This is a genomic window from Chitinophaga tropicalis (assembly GCF_009758205.1).
Taxonomy (GTDB): Bacteria; Bacteroidota; Bacteroidia; order Chitinophagales; family Chitinophagaceae; genus Chitinophaga; species Chitinophaga tropicalis.
This window is the reverse complement of record NZ_WRXN01000001.1, coordinates 1,179,761-1,194,392: the sequence shown is the minus strand read 5'-3', so window position 1 is coordinate 1,194,392 and position 14,632 is coordinate 1,179,761. Positions and strand designations below refer to the sequence as shown.

The 14,632-nt window shown below is 46.5% G+C and carries 14 protein-coding genes; 8 read left to right on the top strand and 6 right to left on the bottom strand.

Annotation, left to right across the window (positions count from 1 at the left end):
* Positions 1–211: 211 nt before the first annotated feature.
* From GO493_RS05095 to porX, 6 genes are all read right to left on the bottom strand, one after another.
* Positions 212–1,837 carry an NADP-dependent glyceraldehyde-3-phosphate dehydrogenase gene (locus GO493_RS05095; RefSeq protein WP_157305013.1) on the bottom strand — a complete coding sequence of 542 codons (1,626 nt, stop codon included), beginning with the start codon at positions 1,835–1,837 and terminating at the stop codon, positions 212–214.
* A 137-nt stretch (positions 1,838–1,974) separates the two neighbouring features.
* A complete protein-coding gene (locus tag GO493_RS05090; RefSeq protein ID WP_157305012.1) occupies positions 1,975–3,114 on the bottom strand; it encodes an acyl-CoA dehydrogenase family protein in 1,140 nt (379 codons plus the stop codon).
* Positions 3,111–3,746 carry a ComEA family DNA-binding protein gene (locus GO493_RS05085; protein ID WP_157305011.1) on the bottom strand — a complete coding sequence of 212 codons (636 nt, stop codon included), beginning with the start codon at positions 3,744–3,746 and terminating at the stop codon, positions 3,111–3,113. The genes GO493_RS05090 and GO493_RS05085 overlap by 4 nt, the downstream gene beginning before the upstream one ends.
* A gap of 26 nt (positions 3,747–3,772) precedes the next feature.
* A complete protein-coding gene (locus GO493_RS05080) occupies positions 3,773–4,540 on the bottom strand; it encodes an MBL fold metallo-hydrolase (protein ID WP_157305010.1) in 768 nt (255 codons plus the stop codon).
* On the bottom strand, positions 4,537–4,869 hold the full coding sequence (locus GO493_RS05075) for a hypothetical protein (protein ID WP_157305009.1): 333 nt from the start codon (positions 4,867–4,869) through the stop codon (positions 4,537–4,539). Before GO493_RS05075 ends, GO493_RS05080 begins: the two co-directional genes overlap by 4 nt.
* Positions 4,870–4,886: 17 nt before the next feature.
* Complete coding sequence (porX, locus tag GO493_RS05070; RefSeq protein WP_157305008.1) at positions 4,887–6,440, bottom strand: T9SS response regulator signal transducer PorX; 1,554 nt, start codon at positions 6,438–6,440, stop codon at positions 4,887–4,889.
* 305 nt (positions 6,441–6,745) lie between these two features.
* Between porX and GO493_RS05065 the strand changes: the two genes are divergently transcribed.
* The 8 genes from GO493_RS05065 to GO493_RS05030 all read left to right on the top strand — a co-directional run bounded on the left by GO493_RS05065 (position 6,746) and on the right by GO493_RS05030 (position 14,620).
* A complete protein-coding gene (locus GO493_RS05065; RefSeq protein WP_157305007.1) occupies positions 6,746–7,972 on the top strand; it encodes an HD domain-containing protein in 1,227 nt (408 codons plus the stop codon).
* Between the two features lie 103 nt (positions 7,973–8,075).
* A complete protein-coding gene (gene lpxD / locus GO493_RS05060) occupies positions 8,076–9,125 on the top strand; it encodes a UDP-3-O-(3-hydroxymyristoyl)glucosamine N-acyltransferase (RefSeq protein WP_157305006.1) in 1,050 nt (349 codons plus the stop codon).
* Positions 9,126–9,158: 33 nt separating this feature from the next.
* The gene (locus tag GO493_RS05055; protein WP_232538739.1) at positions 9,159–10,583 is read left to right on the top strand and encodes a bifunctional UDP-3-O-[3-hydroxymyristoyl] N-acetylglucosamine deacetylase/3-hydroxyacyl-ACP dehydratase; all 1,425 of its coding nucleotides are present in this window, start codon (positions 9,159–9,161) and stop codon (positions 10,581–10,583) included.
* Between the two features lie 2 nt (positions 10,584–10,585).
* Positions 10,586–11,380: an acyl-ACP--UDP-N-acetylglucosamine O-acyltransferase gene (gene lpxA / locus GO493_RS05050; RefSeq protein WP_157305005.1), complete on the top strand. Its 795-nt coding sequence runs from the start codon at positions 10,586–10,588 to the stop codon at positions 11,378–11,380.
* On the top strand, positions 11,377–11,997 hold the full coding sequence (locus GO493_RS05045) for an ABC transporter ATP-binding protein (protein ID WP_157305004.1): 621 nt from the start codon (positions 11,377–11,379) through the stop codon (positions 11,995–11,997). Before lpxA ends, GO493_RS05045 begins: the two co-directional genes overlap by 4 nt.
* Before the next feature lie 19 nt (positions 11,998–12,016).
* Positions 12,017–13,306, top strand: a complete 1,290-nt coding sequence (locus GO493_RS05040; RefSeq protein WP_157305003.1) for an MFS transporter — start codon at positions 12,017–12,019, stop codon at positions 13,304–13,306.
* A gap of 23 nt (positions 13,307–13,329) precedes the next feature.
* A complete protein-coding gene (locus GO493_RS05035) occupies positions 13,330–14,169 on the top strand; it encodes an MBL fold metallo-hydrolase (protein WP_157305002.1) in 840 nt (279 codons plus the stop codon).
* Between the two features lie 100 nt (positions 14,170–14,269).
* Complete coding sequence (locus tag GO493_RS05030) at positions 14,270–14,620, top strand: co-chaperone GroES (protein ID WP_232538738.1); 351 nt, start codon at positions 14,270–14,272, stop codon at positions 14,618–14,620.
* Positions 14,621–14,632: the final 12 nt, after the last annotated feature.

Sequence of the window (14,632 nt, the reverse complement as noted above, 5' to 3'; positions counted from 1 at the left end):
TTCTTTTTTGTTGAAGGTTGATAAATGGTAAAGAGTGATGAATTAACCCAAATTTAACGTTCTTAATTCACAATTCCATCACCCTAATATGCTAATACTCATTTTTTTGCAAAATAATTTGAGCACTTATCACACATTACCATTTTATCACATAACTAAACAACTCGCTTTTAACACGGTAACCGTCTTTTTGTCAGTAATACGATTTTGTTTAGAATATATATTTTGTTGACAAAAAATTTGAAGTCTGCTCTGTTACTATCTGATTTATCAGTTTTTTATTCTCTTCCGTCTGTTTTGTTGCCACCATTGTGCGGATAGAAAATGCACGCAGCGCATCCGGGATGCTCAATGTACCTTCTGCAGAATCCTTGCGTCCTGTAAACGGATATACATCCGGACCACGCTGACACTGACAGTTGATATTTACCCGGCTTACCTGGTTCACCAGCGGATCTATCAGGGAAGCAAGCTCTCCGGCGTCGTTAGAGAAGAGACTTACCTGCTGACCATGATCTGATTCTATCAGGTATTCTATCGGCGTTTCAATATCGTCAAACGGTAATACCGGGATCAACGGACCAAACTGTTCTTCCCTGTACAGCTTCATCTTCTCATTTACCGGGTATAACACCGCCGGGTAAACGAACGATTCAAAGGCAGCACCTCCGTTCTCATTAACGATCTTAGCGCCGTTAGCCAGCGCATCCTCTATACATTCTTTCAGATAGGCCGGCTTCTGAGGCTCAGGCAGCGGGGTCAGGAACACATCCTTCTCCCATGGCATACCCACTTTCAGCTTGCTGATAGCGTCGCTGAGCTTCTGCAGGAAAGCATCCGCCACTTTACTGTGCACAAACAGTATCTTCAATGCGGTACAACGCTGGCCGTTGAAAGAAAGAGAGCCTAATACACATTCCTTCACTGCCAGGTCCAGGTCTGCCTTGTCTGTGATGATAGCTGCATTCTTTGCGTCCAGCCCAAGTATTGCTCTCAGCCTGTTCACTTTCGGATGGCTCTTCTTCAGCTGGTTAGCTACCTTGCTGCTGCCTATCAGGGTCAATACGTTGATCTTGCCTGATTCCATCAGTGGCGCCACTATTACATTGCCACGGCCGTAAATGGTATTTACCACTCCTTTCGGGAAACAGCTGCCAAATGCTTCCAGCAGCGGGTAGTGTAATAAGGTACCGTGTTTCGGAGGTTTGAACAGCAGGGTATTACCCATGATCAGGGCAGGAATAAGCGTGGTGAAGGTCTCATTCAGCGGATAGTTGAACGGTCCCATACAGAGCACCACTCCCAGCGGGGAACGGCGTATCTGCCCTATAATGCCCTGTTCTATTTCAAAACGGCTGGAGTTACGGTCCAGGTCTTTCAGTGCATCTATAGTAGCGTTGATGTATTCTACAGTGCGGTCAAACTCTTTTATGGAATCTGCCCAGGACTTTCCTATCTCCCACATGATGAGCTTCACGATCTCATCTTTCCTGGCTATCATTTTGCCGGTGAACTTCTCCATACAGGCAATCCTTTCTGATACCGGCATGGTAGGCCATTCTCCCCTGCCGTCATCATATGCTTCTACGGCGGCGTTCAGGGCGGCTATCGCTTCTGCCTGTCCGCAGAGAGGGTAAGACCCTATCACTTTCCTTTCCAGTCCGTTTGGGGTCTGTATACAGATGGGCGACAGCACCGTATGTACGTCTCCGTTCCAGGGTTTCATTTCACCGTCTGAGAGATATTCCCGCTGATGCAGCTCTCCTTCCAGCTGGTACTGGGCGGGAATAGCGTCTGCGGTGGGGAATATCTGGTGTAGTTTTTCTTCGAAATTCATGACATAGTTAATTTGGAGACTGAAGTTAATAAAAGGGAAGGATAGCTTTATTAAATAAAAAAATCCCTTTTGCCTTCGGCAAAAGGGATTTTTTTTGCGGGGCCTGCGGCCGCTTAAAAAGAGAAGTATTTCTGTTTTTATTTCAATGCCTCACGCGCTATTACCATTTTCTGTATTTCAGAAGTACCTTCTCCTATAGTACACAGCTTCGCATCACGATAGAATTTCTCTACAGGAAAATCTTTGGTATAACCATAACCGCCAAACACCTGTACTGCTTCATTAGCTGTTTTCACCGCTACTTCAGAAGCATAGTATTTAGCCATTGCCGCCTGCTTTGTCACTACTTGACCACGGGTCTTGCCATCTGCAGCCTGCATGGTAAGCAGCTCTGCCGCCATGATCTCGGTAGCCATATCTGCCAGTTTAAAGGAAATACCCTGGAAGCTGGCAATAGGCTTATCAAACTGATGACGTTCCTGTGCGTATTTCAGCGCCGCTTCATAAGCGCCTTTGGCAATACCGAGAGATAGTGCGGCAATAGAGATCCTTCCGCCATCCAGCACTTTCATGGACTGGATAAATCCTTCTCCCGGCTGTCCAAGTATATTGGAGGCTGGGATACGGCAATTGTCGAAGATCATCTCCGCTGTTTCTGAAGCCCGCATGCCCAGCTTATTCTCTTTCTTTCCTCCGCTGAAACCCGGAGTACCTCTTTCCACTACAAAAGCCGTCATACCATGACTATCGCGCACATTTCCGGTACGGGCTATCACTACAGCCACGTCTCCGCTTTTACCATGGGTGATCCAGCATTTGGTACCGTTAATGACCCATTCGTCACCATCCTGCTGTGCTACACATTTCATGTTCATAGCATCAGAACCGGTGTTGGGCTCTGTCAGTCCCCATGCACCTATCCATTCTCCACTGGCAAGACGGGGTAAATAACGTTGTTTCTGCTCTTCTGATCCAAACTGGAGGATATGCCCGGTACAAAGAGAATTGTGTGCTGCCAGGCTCAGGCCGATAGCGCCGCAGAATCTGGCTACTTCGCTGATAACGGTCACGTATTCCAGGTACCCCAGTCCGCTGCCGCCATACTGTTGAGGTACCAGCACTCCCATGAGGCCCAGCTCTCCCATTTGTTTAAACAGATGAGCGGGGAAGGTCTGGTTTTCGTCCCACTCCAGGACATGGGGCTGAATGTTTGTTTTTCCAAAGTTGCGAATCATTTCCGTAATCTGCTGCTGCATTTCGGTAGGCTCAAAGTTCATAATGGGGAATTTTCTGTTTTGATGTAATGTTCAAGTTTACGATAAATACTGTCATCTACCAATGGTAGCTCCAGAAGCTGCTCCGGCAGCCTGAAAGGCCCGTTGTTACTACGATACAGCACAATTACCCTGGCCAGTTTATAACGTATGTACGGGTGTTGGGCCAAAGTTTTTTCATCTGTCTGGTTGATATCCAGTTTTTTTAGTGAAACCTTATGCAATTGCAGGGAAGCTTGAATTTTTTTAAATGTGCTATCTGGTAAACCATAAGTTTCTCCTACCTGGGCAATAGAGTAAAAGCCTCCCAGTTTGTCCCGGAAGCGTACGATACGCGCCGCCAGTACCGGCCCTATTCCCGGCAATGCTTCCCAGGCAGCTGAATCAGCCTTGTTAATATCTAAAGTATAGACTTTACGCACATACGCAGGTGCTGCCTTCTTTTTAACGGGCTCTCTGAAAGTCTTCATTTCCTTCAGTGAAGCCGGCGCCTGTGTTATTACAGCGGGATGGTATTGCGGCCGGGATACAGGCAGGGCAAAGCATACTACTGATAAAAGTAGCAGTATAAGGATGCCTGATCTTTCTTTCCGTGAAAAGCGGAAGTATTCCTTCCATACTGGATGCTGGGTCATGGGTCAACAAATCAATTACCCGGAAGTTACGACAAATCTACTTCCAATCCGTCATAGGCGAGTGACATTCCCGGGGGCAGTTCCCGGATCACGTCAGCATGCTTTCCCATCTGGTGACTGATATGCGTGAAGTACACCTGTGGCACTTTCAGCTCCTGTGCTACTGCAATGGCTTCATCCAGCGTAAAATGAGAAATATGTTTCTCCCGGCGCAGCGCATTCAGCACCAGTACTTTGGAGCCTCTGATCTTTTCTTTCTCCTCGTCTGCAATGAAATTGGCGTCGGTTATATAGGTAAAATCCCCCACGCGGAAGCCCAGTACGGGCATCTGGTGGTGCATGACATTGATGGGCACAACGTTTTGTCCGTTCACCTCAAATGGTTCACTATGAATGGTACGGAGGTTCAGTTCAGGTATGCCGGGATATTTATGTTCGGTAAAGGCATAGGAAAACTCCCGTTTTATCACCTGCTGGGTAAACTCTGTGGCAAAGATGTCTATAGCTCTTTGCTGGAAGTAGTTGAAGGCGCGGATATCGTCCATGCCGGCAATATGATCTTTATGGGAATGGGTTACCAGTACGGCCTCCATATGTTTTACGTTGGCTCTCAGCATCTGTGAACGGAAGTCAGGCGTGGTATCTACCACTATGTTGCCGGCGGGGATACCGGTAAACATGATGCTGCTGCGCAACCGCTTGTCCCGCGGGTCGGCAGAGGTACATACTTCACAGCCGCATGCAATAACCGGTACGCCTTGCGAAGTGCCTGTTCCAAGAAAGGTTACTTTCAATTTTCTGTAGGTTGTTCTGGTGAAGGTGGTAATGGTTCCTCTCCTGCATCTGCTGCAGTGGCGGCCTTGTTGCTGACGATCTGTTTATACAGCTTCAGCGATTCCGGCGTAAGCACCGATTCATCCAGCTGCATGGAAGCAAGGATATCCAGCAGGGTGTTGATGCGGCCTTCAAGGTTCAGGAATTTATTGACTACAACCACCTTTTTGTGTTCCAGTACACAATAGCCGGAGTTGAACGTTCCTTTTTCGAAACGCAACTCATACTTTGCCTCTCCGAAGATCTTTTCGAGACGGGTCAGGTTATTGGGCGTAACTTTAAAATTCATGCGGCAAAAATAAGGATTTACTTACTCACCAGCCTCGCTACGGGCACAATCACTTCTTCCAGTGAAATTCCCCCATGCTGGAAAGTATTCCTGTAAAAGTTTACGAAGTAATTATAATTGTTAGGATAACACAGGTAACCGTCCTCTTTCGCAAAAATATAGGAAGAGTTCACATTTGGCTTGGGTAAACCGGCCTCTCTCGGGTCACGGAAAGCCAGCACTTCCTTCGTGTCATAATTCAGGTTACGGCCGTGTTTGTAACGCAGGTTAGTAGTGGTCTGCTTATCCCCTATTACTTTTACCGGCGTTTTCACCCTTACGTTACCATGGTCTGTAGCCACGATCAGGTTGATCTTCTTTTCGGAAAGCTTTCTCAGCGCCTGGTGCAGGGGAGAATGTTCAAACCAGCTGGCCGTGATAGACCTGTAGGAGGTCTCATCTCCTGCCAGTTCTTTCAGCACTTCCATTTCTGTGCGGGCATGGCTGAGCATATCCACAAAGTTGTAAACGATGACGTTCAGCGGATAATCCATCAGGTTATGGATATTGTTAACAAGATGCTGTCCGTCGTGATGGGTAGTTATCTTGGTATATGAAAAGCGGGAGTCCATTTTGAGCCGGTACAGCTGATCTGCCAGGAAGGTCTCTTCATAGAGGTTCTTCCCGCCTTCTTCATCATCGTTCTTCCATTCTTCCGGGAACCGGTGCTCAATATCTACCGGCAGCATCCCTGCAAAGATGGCATTGCGGCTGTACTGTGTGGAAGTGGGCAGAATACTGTAGAAAGTGTCTTCCTGCACCAGCCTGAAAGATTCCAGGAAAATGGGCAGTATTGCTTTCCACTGGTCAAACCGCAGGTTATCTATTATTATAACGAAGTTGGATACTTCACTGTCCAGGGCTGGTACTATCTTTTCCCTGAACAGGGTATGTGACATAATGGGGGCATCCTTTGCTTTGGGATGCACCCAGCTGGCATAGTTCCGGCTGATGAACTTGGCAAACTCCGTATTGGCTTCTGCTTTCTGTGTATTTAATACTTCCAGCATTTCCGGGCTGTTGGTCTTGGCCATTTCCATTTCCCAGTACACCAGTTTCTTATAGATATCCATCCATTCATTATGGTCCGGGTTGGAATTGAGGGCCATAAACAGTTCCCTGAACTGCTGCTGGTAGGCGATGGTGGTCTTTTCGGCCACCAGCCGTTTATTGTCAATGATCTTTTTCAGGGATAGCAGCACCTGGTTCGGATTTACCGGTTTGATCAGGTAATCTGTGATCTGGGAGCCGATGGCGTCGTCCATTACATTTTCCGCTTCGTTCTTTGTGATCATCACCACCGGTATCTGCTGATCTATCTCTTTTATTTTACTGAGTGTTTCAAGTCCTGTTATACCGGGCATGGATTCATCCAGCAGCACCACGTCCACCACCTGGTCTTTCAGAAATTCCAGGGCATCATAGCCGTTTGTAAGTGCTGATACTTTATATCCTTTGTTTTCAAGGAATATGATCTGCGATTTCAGCGATTCGATCTCATCATCAACCCAAAGTATATTTATTTGACTCATTCAAATATATTATTATATGTTTTACAGAAATAGTTTACTGTGGCAACTATCTTTCTCAAGGTAAGATTCTATTTTGTCAAAAACCGTTCCCTGTATTGGCTGTGCCCCCAATAAATTGTTAAAAAACAGGCAGTTCCATTTAATATCGTCCAGATATTAATTATTTTAGTCATAAAAATAGAAAAAACGTGTTAAACCGGTGTGTTGCAGTAGGGGGAAAACCGGCTTTCCACGTCTATACATTAGAAAAAGTTACAGATAATAATTCCTTAACGTAGCTTTGTCTAGCTAAAGGATAACGGTAAATGGCAGAACGCAAGCGTAAAATTGTAAACGATCCGGTATATGGCTTCATTACGATAGATCATCCGCTGATCTTTGCACTGATTTCCCATCCTTACTACCAGAGGCTGCGCAGGATCCATCAGATGGCTTTGGCCCACCTGGTCTACCCGGGAGCCATGCATACCCGTTTTCACCACAGTATGGGCGCGTATCACCTGATGAGCTGTGCTTTACAGGAACTGAAGAGCAAGGGGGTAGATATTACCGCAGAGGAAGAGGTTGCTGCAAAGATGGCCATACTTTTGCATGATGTGGGACATGGGCCCTATTCTCATGCACTGGAGAATGGCATCATAGAAGGGGTATCCCACGAAAAGATCAGTCACTGGCTGATGGAGGAGCTGAATAAGGAGATGAAGGGCGCCCTGACGCTGACAATAGAAATCTTTAACGGCCGTTATCATAAGACGTTCCTGCATCAGCTGGTTTCCAGCCAGCTGGATGTAGACAGGATGGATTACCTTAACCGTGACAGCTTCTATACCGGCGTTTCGGAAGGGGTAATAGGATATGACAGGATCATAAAAATGCTCACCGTGCACCGTGGAGAGCTGATGGTAGAAGAGAAAGGCATCTATTCAATAGAAAAATTCATTGTAGCGCGCCGCCTCATGTACTGGCAGGTATACCTGCATAAAACAGTGCTGAGCGCGGAGAATATGCTTGTGAAAATACTACGCAGAGCTAAAGAGCTGGCATTAAAGGGTGTTTCCCTCTACGCCTCTCCTGCCCTGGAGTATTTCCTTTATCATAAGATATCTGACGCCAACTTTGAACAGGAGCCAGCCTGTTTGCAACAGTTCTGTCTGCTGGATGACTATGACATACTGAGCGCTATCAAGGTATGGGCCCAACACTCTGACAAAGTGCTGGCACTTCTGTGTAAGTGGCTCACTAACAGGGAGTTATTCAAATGCGTATTGAGCAACGAATCGTTTGATATGGTGAGTATCAACACGTTAAGAGAAAAGGTGCAAAAACAATACGGCATTACCGGAAAGGAACTGGACTACTTTGTTTTTACGGGAACAGCCAGTCTCAGTACCTATAATGACCAGGATGAAAAGATTAATATTCTTTTCAAAGACGGAACTGTAAAAGACATTTCGTCTATTGATAATGCACTGGTAAGTCACACACTGGCTATACCCGTAAAAAAATTCTACATTTGTCATCCAAAAATCTAAGCAACACTGTATTACAAATGATTACTTGTAAATTATGTCATATGTTTTATAATAATCGTTTGTTGGTTAGTATCGCCTTGGATAACATCATTAATTATTAACTATGCAGTTTAGCGCATTACAATTGGCTACCATGCTGGATGGTAAGCTGGAAGGCAACCCGGACGTAAAAGTGAGCAACATCGCCAAGATTGAGGAGGCCGGTGAAGGGATGCTCAGTTTCATTGCCAATCCAAAATATGAAGAGTTCATCTATACAACCAATGCTTCCATACTGATAGTGAATGAGAGCCTTGTAACAGAGCGGCCTGTAAAGTCCACCCTCATCAGGGTAAAAGACGCTTACAGCAGCTTTGCACTTCTCCTGGAGAAATACAAGCAGATGGTAGGCAACAAAACAGGCATACAACAACCTTCACATATACCTGACTCTGTAACAAAAGGCCAGAACATCTTTATAGGCGCTTTTGCCTACCTGGGAGAGAATGTGGTACTTGGCAACAACGTTAAGATCTATCCCGGCGTATATCTGGGAGACAATGTTACCGTTGGCGATGACAGCGTTATTTATCCAGGAGTGAAAGTATATGACAACTGTATACTGGGTAAGCGTGTTATACTGCATGCCGGCTGTGTAATAGGTGGAGATGGCTTCGGATTTGCCCCTCAGCCGGATGGCACCTACAAAAAGGTACCCCAGATCGGTAACGTTATCATTCATGATGATGTAGAGATCGGAGCAAACACAACAATAGACCGCGCTACCATGGGCTCTACAGTGATACGCCAGGGCGTTAAACTGGATAACCTGATCCAGGTGGCACACAACGTAGATGTAGATACCAATACAGTGATCGCTGCACAGACCGGGGTTTCCGGCAGTACCAAAATAGGTAAGAACTGTGTGATAGGCGGACAGGTAGGGCTTGTAGGACATATTCAACTGGCAGACGGCACCAAGATCAATGCCCAGAGCGGTTTGTCCAAATCTATTACAGAACCTAATACAGCCCTGATGGGTTCACCGGCTTTTGATTATAAAAGTTCATTAAAAAGTCAGGCAATTTTTAGAAATTTGCCCGACCTCGAAAAACGTGTTAAGGAACTGGAAGATATGGTTAAACAACTGCTTTCCATACGGGAAGGGGTTTGAGAAGATTAAAGTTGGACAAACAGTTATAAAAATATGATGGATAATCAACAGTCGTCGAACCAACACACGATCAAAGCCCCTGTTACAATATCAGGTGTTGGTTTGCACACAGGTGCTCATGTGAATATGACGCTGAAACCGGCTATCCCCGGTTACGGTATCAAATTTCAACGTGTAGATCTGCCTGAACAACCTGTAGTTAAAGCCGATGTGGATTTCGTAGTAGACACTGCACGTAGTACTACCCTTGAATACAACGGCGCCCGTGTAAGCACTATTGAGCATATTATGGCAGCCCTGGTAGGTACCGGCGTAGATAATGTGCATATTGAAGTAGACGGACCTGAAATTCCTATTATGGATGGCAGCTCCTACCCTTTTATCGAGATCATAGAAAAAGCCGGTATAGAAGAACAGGATGCAAAAAAGATCTACTATTCTATAGATACCAACATCAGTTTTTATGACGATAAGAAAAATGTGGAAATGGTAGCCCTGCCTGCGGTAGACTACAGGATCACCTGCCTTATCGACTTCAACTCACCGGTTTTAGGTACCCAGCACGCTAATCTTAACAGCATCGCAGATTTCAGGAAAGAAGTGGCTTCCTGCCGTACTTTCGTGTTCCTGCATGAACTTGAATACCTCATCTCCAACAACCTGATCAAAGGCGGCGATATCAACAACGCCATCGTAATAGTAGACAGAGTAGTAAGCGAAGAACAGCTGACCCACCTGGCAAAAGTATTTGAACGCGATAACATCAGCGTACAACAGCGGGAAGGCATTCTGAACAATATCCAGCTGCATTTCCCTAACGAACCGGCACGTCACAAACTGCTGGACGTAGTGGGAGACCTGGCCCTGGTAGGTGTGCCCATCAAGGCGCATATCATTGCCAACCGCCCCGGTCATGCTTCCAACGTGGAGTTTGCCCGCAAGATCAAACAATATATCAAGAAGAATAAACACATTAAAGATGTACCCGTTTATGATCCTAATAAACCGGCCATCTTTGATCTGCCGCGTATAGAAAGAACGCTGCCTCACCGCTACCCGATGCTGCTGGTAGATAAGATCATCGATCTTGCAGACACACAGGTAGTGGGTATTAAAAACGTCACCTACAACGAACATTTCTTCCAGGGGCACTTTCCCCAGAACCCGGTAATGCCCGGCGTATTGCAGGTTGAAGCCCTGGCTCAATGCGGCGGTATACTGGCCCTGAACACTGTGCCCGATCCCGAAAATTACGATACCTATTTTATTAAGATCGATAACTGTAAGTTCAAGCAAAAAGTAGTTCCCGGAGACACTATGATACTGAAGATGGAATTGCTGAGCCCTATCAGAAGAGGCATAGTAGAAATGAGAGGGACCGTATTTGTAGGTAACAAGGTCATGACAGAAGGTGATTTCACCGCACAAATAATTAAAACCAGAGACGCTAAACAATAGCAATGATCCATCCGCTTACTTACATTCACCCGGACGCCAAAGTAGCGCCAAATGTGAAGATCGATCCTTTCACTGTAATTCACAAAAATGTTGAGATAGGAGATGGCACCTGGATCGGTTCCAACGTTACTATCATGGAAGGCGCCCGTATCGGCAAGAACTGCCGTATCTTCCCGGGCGCTGTAATATCCGCCATTCCGCAGGACCTTAAATTTGCGGGAGAGGATACCCTTACAGAAATAGGCGACAACACCACCATCAGGGAATATGTAACCATCAACAGAGGTACCAAGGACAAGTGGAAAACCAGCATCGGCAGCAACTGCCTGATCATGGCCTACAGCCATATTGCGCATGATTGCGAAGTAGGTAACTACTGCGTATTCTCCAACAGCACCACCCTGGCAGGCCATATACACGTGGGAGATCACGTAGTACTGGCAGGCATGGTAGCCGTTCAGCAGTTCTGTAAAATAGGCGCCCACGCCTTTGTAACCGGTGGTTCCCTGGTAAGAAAAGACGTTCCTCCCTATGTGAAAGCTGCCCGCGAACCCCTGTCTTACGTTGGCGTCAATTCCATAGGACTGAAAAGAAGAGGCTTCTCTCTCGAAAAGATCAATCACATACTGGACATATACCGCGTGATATTTGTAAAAGGATACAAGCTGTCAAAAGCTATCAGTATCATTGAAGCGGAATATCCTGCCACCGACGAAAGGGACGAAATACTGTCCTTTATCCGTGAATCCGGCAGAGGTATCATGAAAGGGTATACGTCCCTGGCCGGAGACGAATGAAAATAACGTTACACCAAACAGGCAAACGCTTTAACTACGACTGGATATTCCGTCGGGTGTCAGCCACCTTCTCAGAAGGCGGGCGTTATGCCATTCTTGGCCCTAACGGGTCCGGCAAATCCACACTATTACAGGTTATCAGCGGTCACCTTCATCACAATGAAGGGACCGTTACCTATAGCACAATGCCGGAAGAACTGCTCCCTCCTGACCAGTTCTTCCGGCATTGTGCCATCGCCGCTCCCTACCTGGAGCTGGTAGAAGAATTCACACTGGCAGAGAGCATACAGTTCCATCTGCAATTCAAAAGATTCATTCCCGAAATTTCTCCGCAGGAAGCTATAGCCCTGGTTGGCCTGGAAAAGTCTATGGACAAACAGATCCGCTATTTCTCCTCCGGTATGAAACAGCGCCTCAAACTGGCCCTGTCTATCTTCTCTGACGTGCCCGTGCTCTTACTGGACGAGCCCTGCACCAATCTTGACACTGCAGGCATAAAACTGTATCAGCAGCTGATCACCAATTATGGAGGCAACCGCCTGATCATTGTTAGTTCCAACGATGAACAGGAATACTTTATGTGCCCCAACCGTATCAGCATACAGGATTACAAATAAATCAACTTACTATCTCAATATGCAAACTGCCGGTAAAAAAGTAATTAATGGCTGGGCAATGTATGACTGGGCAAACTCTGTCTACAACCTCGTGATCACCACTACTTTCTTTCCCATTTATTTTACAAGCGCTACAAAGACCGAAGCCAATGGCAATAACATTTCCTTCTTCGGCAAAACCTTTGTGAACAGCGCATTGTATGATTACTCAATGGCCGTTGCCTTTCTTTTTGCAGCGCTGCTATCCCCCATACTCTCTTCTATTGCAGATACCAGGGGTAATAAAAAACGCTACCTGATGATGTTCACCTGGCTGGGTGGCATCAGCTGCTCGGCATTATATTTCTTCAACGGCCAGAACGTTGAATATGGCGTTATCTTCTTCGTGCTGGCTACGCTCGGCTATTGCGGCGGACTGGTATTCTATAACTCTTACCTGCCTGAAATTGCCGCTCCGGAAGACAGGGACCGCATAAGCGCCCGCGGATTTGCCATGGGTTATATAGGCGGCGTACTCCTGCAGCTGGTAGGCTTTGCCCTGGTTGTTATCCGCCCCTTTGGCATTACCGAAGGCCATGCCGTACTGCTCACATTCCTGCTTACAGGTATCTGGTGGATAGGGTTTGCCCAGATCACCTTCCTGCGCTTACCCGCCTCAAAAGCCTCTATACAGGAACATACCGCCAGCGCTCTGGCAGAAGGATTCCGGGAAATCAGGAAAGTATATGCACAGGTAAAACAAATGCCTGTACTGAAAAGGTTCCTTCGCGGCTTTTTCTTTTACAGCATGGGCGTACAGACCGTTATGATGGCGGCAACCGTTTTTGGCAGCCAGGAACTGGGACTGCCATCCAGCACTCTTATTATCACCGTAGTGGTTATACAACTGGTAGCTATACTTGGCGCATGGAGCATAGCAAGGCTTTCCGGCCGCTATGGCAACCTGCCGGTACTGATGGTAGTTGTAATACTCTGGATGGGTATCTGCATGGCAGGATATAAAATGCAGACCGCTACACATTTCTATATGCTGGCTACAGCCGTAGGCCTGGTTATGGGTGGTGTGCAATCCCTCAGTCGCTCTACATACGCCAAGCTGATGCCCGAAACAGAAGACACCGCTTCCTTCTTCAGCTACTACGATGTAGTGGAGAAGTTGTCTATTTTCATTGGCCTCCTTACATTTGGTTATATACATGAGTTGACCGGCAGTATGCGCAACTCTGTTATTGCCCTGGTGTTTTTCTTCGTGACAGGTCTTATATGGCTGATCTCTGCAAGGAAAAAACAGCTGTCAGGCGCAAAGTAAATACCCTTAAAAGAAGCATAACCATGAAACTATACAGCATTGAGACAGGCTTTTTCAAACTGGACGGCGGCGCTATGTTTGGCGTAGTGCCCAAAAGCATATGGAACAAACTCAACCCTGCAGATGAGAACAATCTCTGCACCTGGGCCATGCGCTGCCTGCTGATAGAAGACGGCAACCGCCTCATCCTGGTAGATAACGGCATAGGAGATAAACAGGATGAAAAATTCTTTCGCCACTATTACCTGCATGGCAACGATACCCTGGATGGTTCGCTGGCAAAACTCGGCTTTCACCGGGATGACATCACAGATGTTTTCCTTACACACCTTCACTTCGATCATTGCGGCGGCTGTATTGTAAGAGAAGGAGATAAACTGGTGCCTGCATTTAAGAACGCAAAATTCTGGAGTAACGCAGATCACTGGAAATGGGCCACACAACCTAATGAACGTGAAAAAGCCTCTTTCCTGAAAGAAAATATACTTCCCATCCAGGAAAGCGGTCAGCTGGAATTCATTGGAAAAAAAGAAGGCATTACCTTCATCGATAACTTCAATGTGCGCTTCGTTCATGGCCATACAGACGCCATGATGCTGCCGCAGCTGCGTTATAAGGACAAGACCATTATCTACATGGCAGACCTGCTGCCCAGCACAGGCCATATTCCCATTCCATACGTAATGGCTTACGATATGTTCCCTCTTACAACACTGCAGGAGAAGAAAGGTTTCCTGCAGGAAGCAGTGGACAATCAATACATTCTTTTCTTCGAACATGATCCTGCTGTAGAATGCTGCACCCTTCAGCAGACGGAAAAAGGTATCCGCGCAGGCAACACTTTCCGGTTGGCTGATGTATAATGACATATTGGCACCGTTTGCCCTTGCTGCACACATTTTGTAATACCTTCCCAAGAAGGATTTTTTTATCATGGCGGTACATCTGACACAAGACAATAAATTGAAGAAGCTAATAGTAGTAGGAGACCGTGTGCTGATCAAACCAGCCACTCCAAATGAACGCACAGAAAGCGGTCTTTATCTTCCTCCCGGCTTACAGGAAAGAGAGAAGGTACAACAGGGCTATGTTATCAAAACAGGCCCGGGATACGCTCTTCCTCTTCCATCAGAAGAAGATGAAGCATGGAAACCGGAAGAAGAAAAAGTGAAATACATTCCCCTCCAGGCTAAAGAAGGCGATCTTGCCATCTTCCTGGTAAGCGGGTCTACAGAAGTATCCTACCAGGGAGAAAAGTATTTCATTGTGCCACAGGGAGCTATCCTGATGCTGGAACGGGAAGAAGAACTATAACGTTTCTACATG

Coding starts and splice junctions, on each gene's coding strand:
- GO493_RS05055 (WP_232538739.1), top strand. CDS start 9,159: ATGATGGATAATCAACAGTCGTCGAACCAACACACGATCAAAGCCCCT.
- lpxA (WP_157305005.1), top strand. CDS start 10,586: ATGATCCATCCGCTTACTTACATTCACCCGGACGCCAAAGTAGCGCCA.
- GO493_RS05075 (WP_157305009.1), bottom strand. CDS start 4,869: ATGAATTTTAAAGTTACGCCCAATAACCTGACCCGTCTCGAAAAGATC.
- GO493_RS05090 (WP_157305012.1), bottom strand. CDS start 3,114: ATGAACTTTGAGCCTACCGAAATGCAGCAGCAGATTACGGAAATGATT.
- GO493_RS05085 (WP_157305011.1), bottom strand. CDS start 3,746: ATGACCCAGCATCCAGTATGGAAGGAATACTTCCGCTTTTCACGGAAA.
- GO493_RS05095 (WP_157305013.1), bottom strand. CDS start 1,837: ATGAATTTCGAAGAAAAACTACACCAGATATTCCCCACCGCAGACGCT.
- GO493_RS05040 (WP_157305003.1), top strand. CDS start 12,017: ATGCAAACTGCCGGTAAAAAAGTAATTAATGGCTGGGCAATGTATGAC.
- porX (WP_157305008.1), bottom strand. CDS start 6,440: ATGAGTCAAATAAATATACTTTGGGTTGATGATGAGATCGAATCGCTG.
- GO493_RS05065 (WP_157305007.1), top strand. CDS start 6,746: ATGGCAGAACGCAAGCGTAAAATTGTAAACGATCCGGTATATGGCTTC.
- GO493_RS05035 (WP_157305002.1), top strand. CDS start 13,330: ATGAAACTATACAGCATTGAGACAGGCTTTTTCAAACTGGACGGCGGC.
- GO493_RS05045 (WP_157305004.1), top strand. CDS start 11,377: ATGAAAATAACGTTACACCAAACAGGCAAACGCTTTAACTACGACTGG.
- lpxD (WP_157305006.1), top strand. CDS start 8,076: ATGCAGTTTAGCGCATTACAATTGGCTACCATGCTGGATGGTAAGCTG.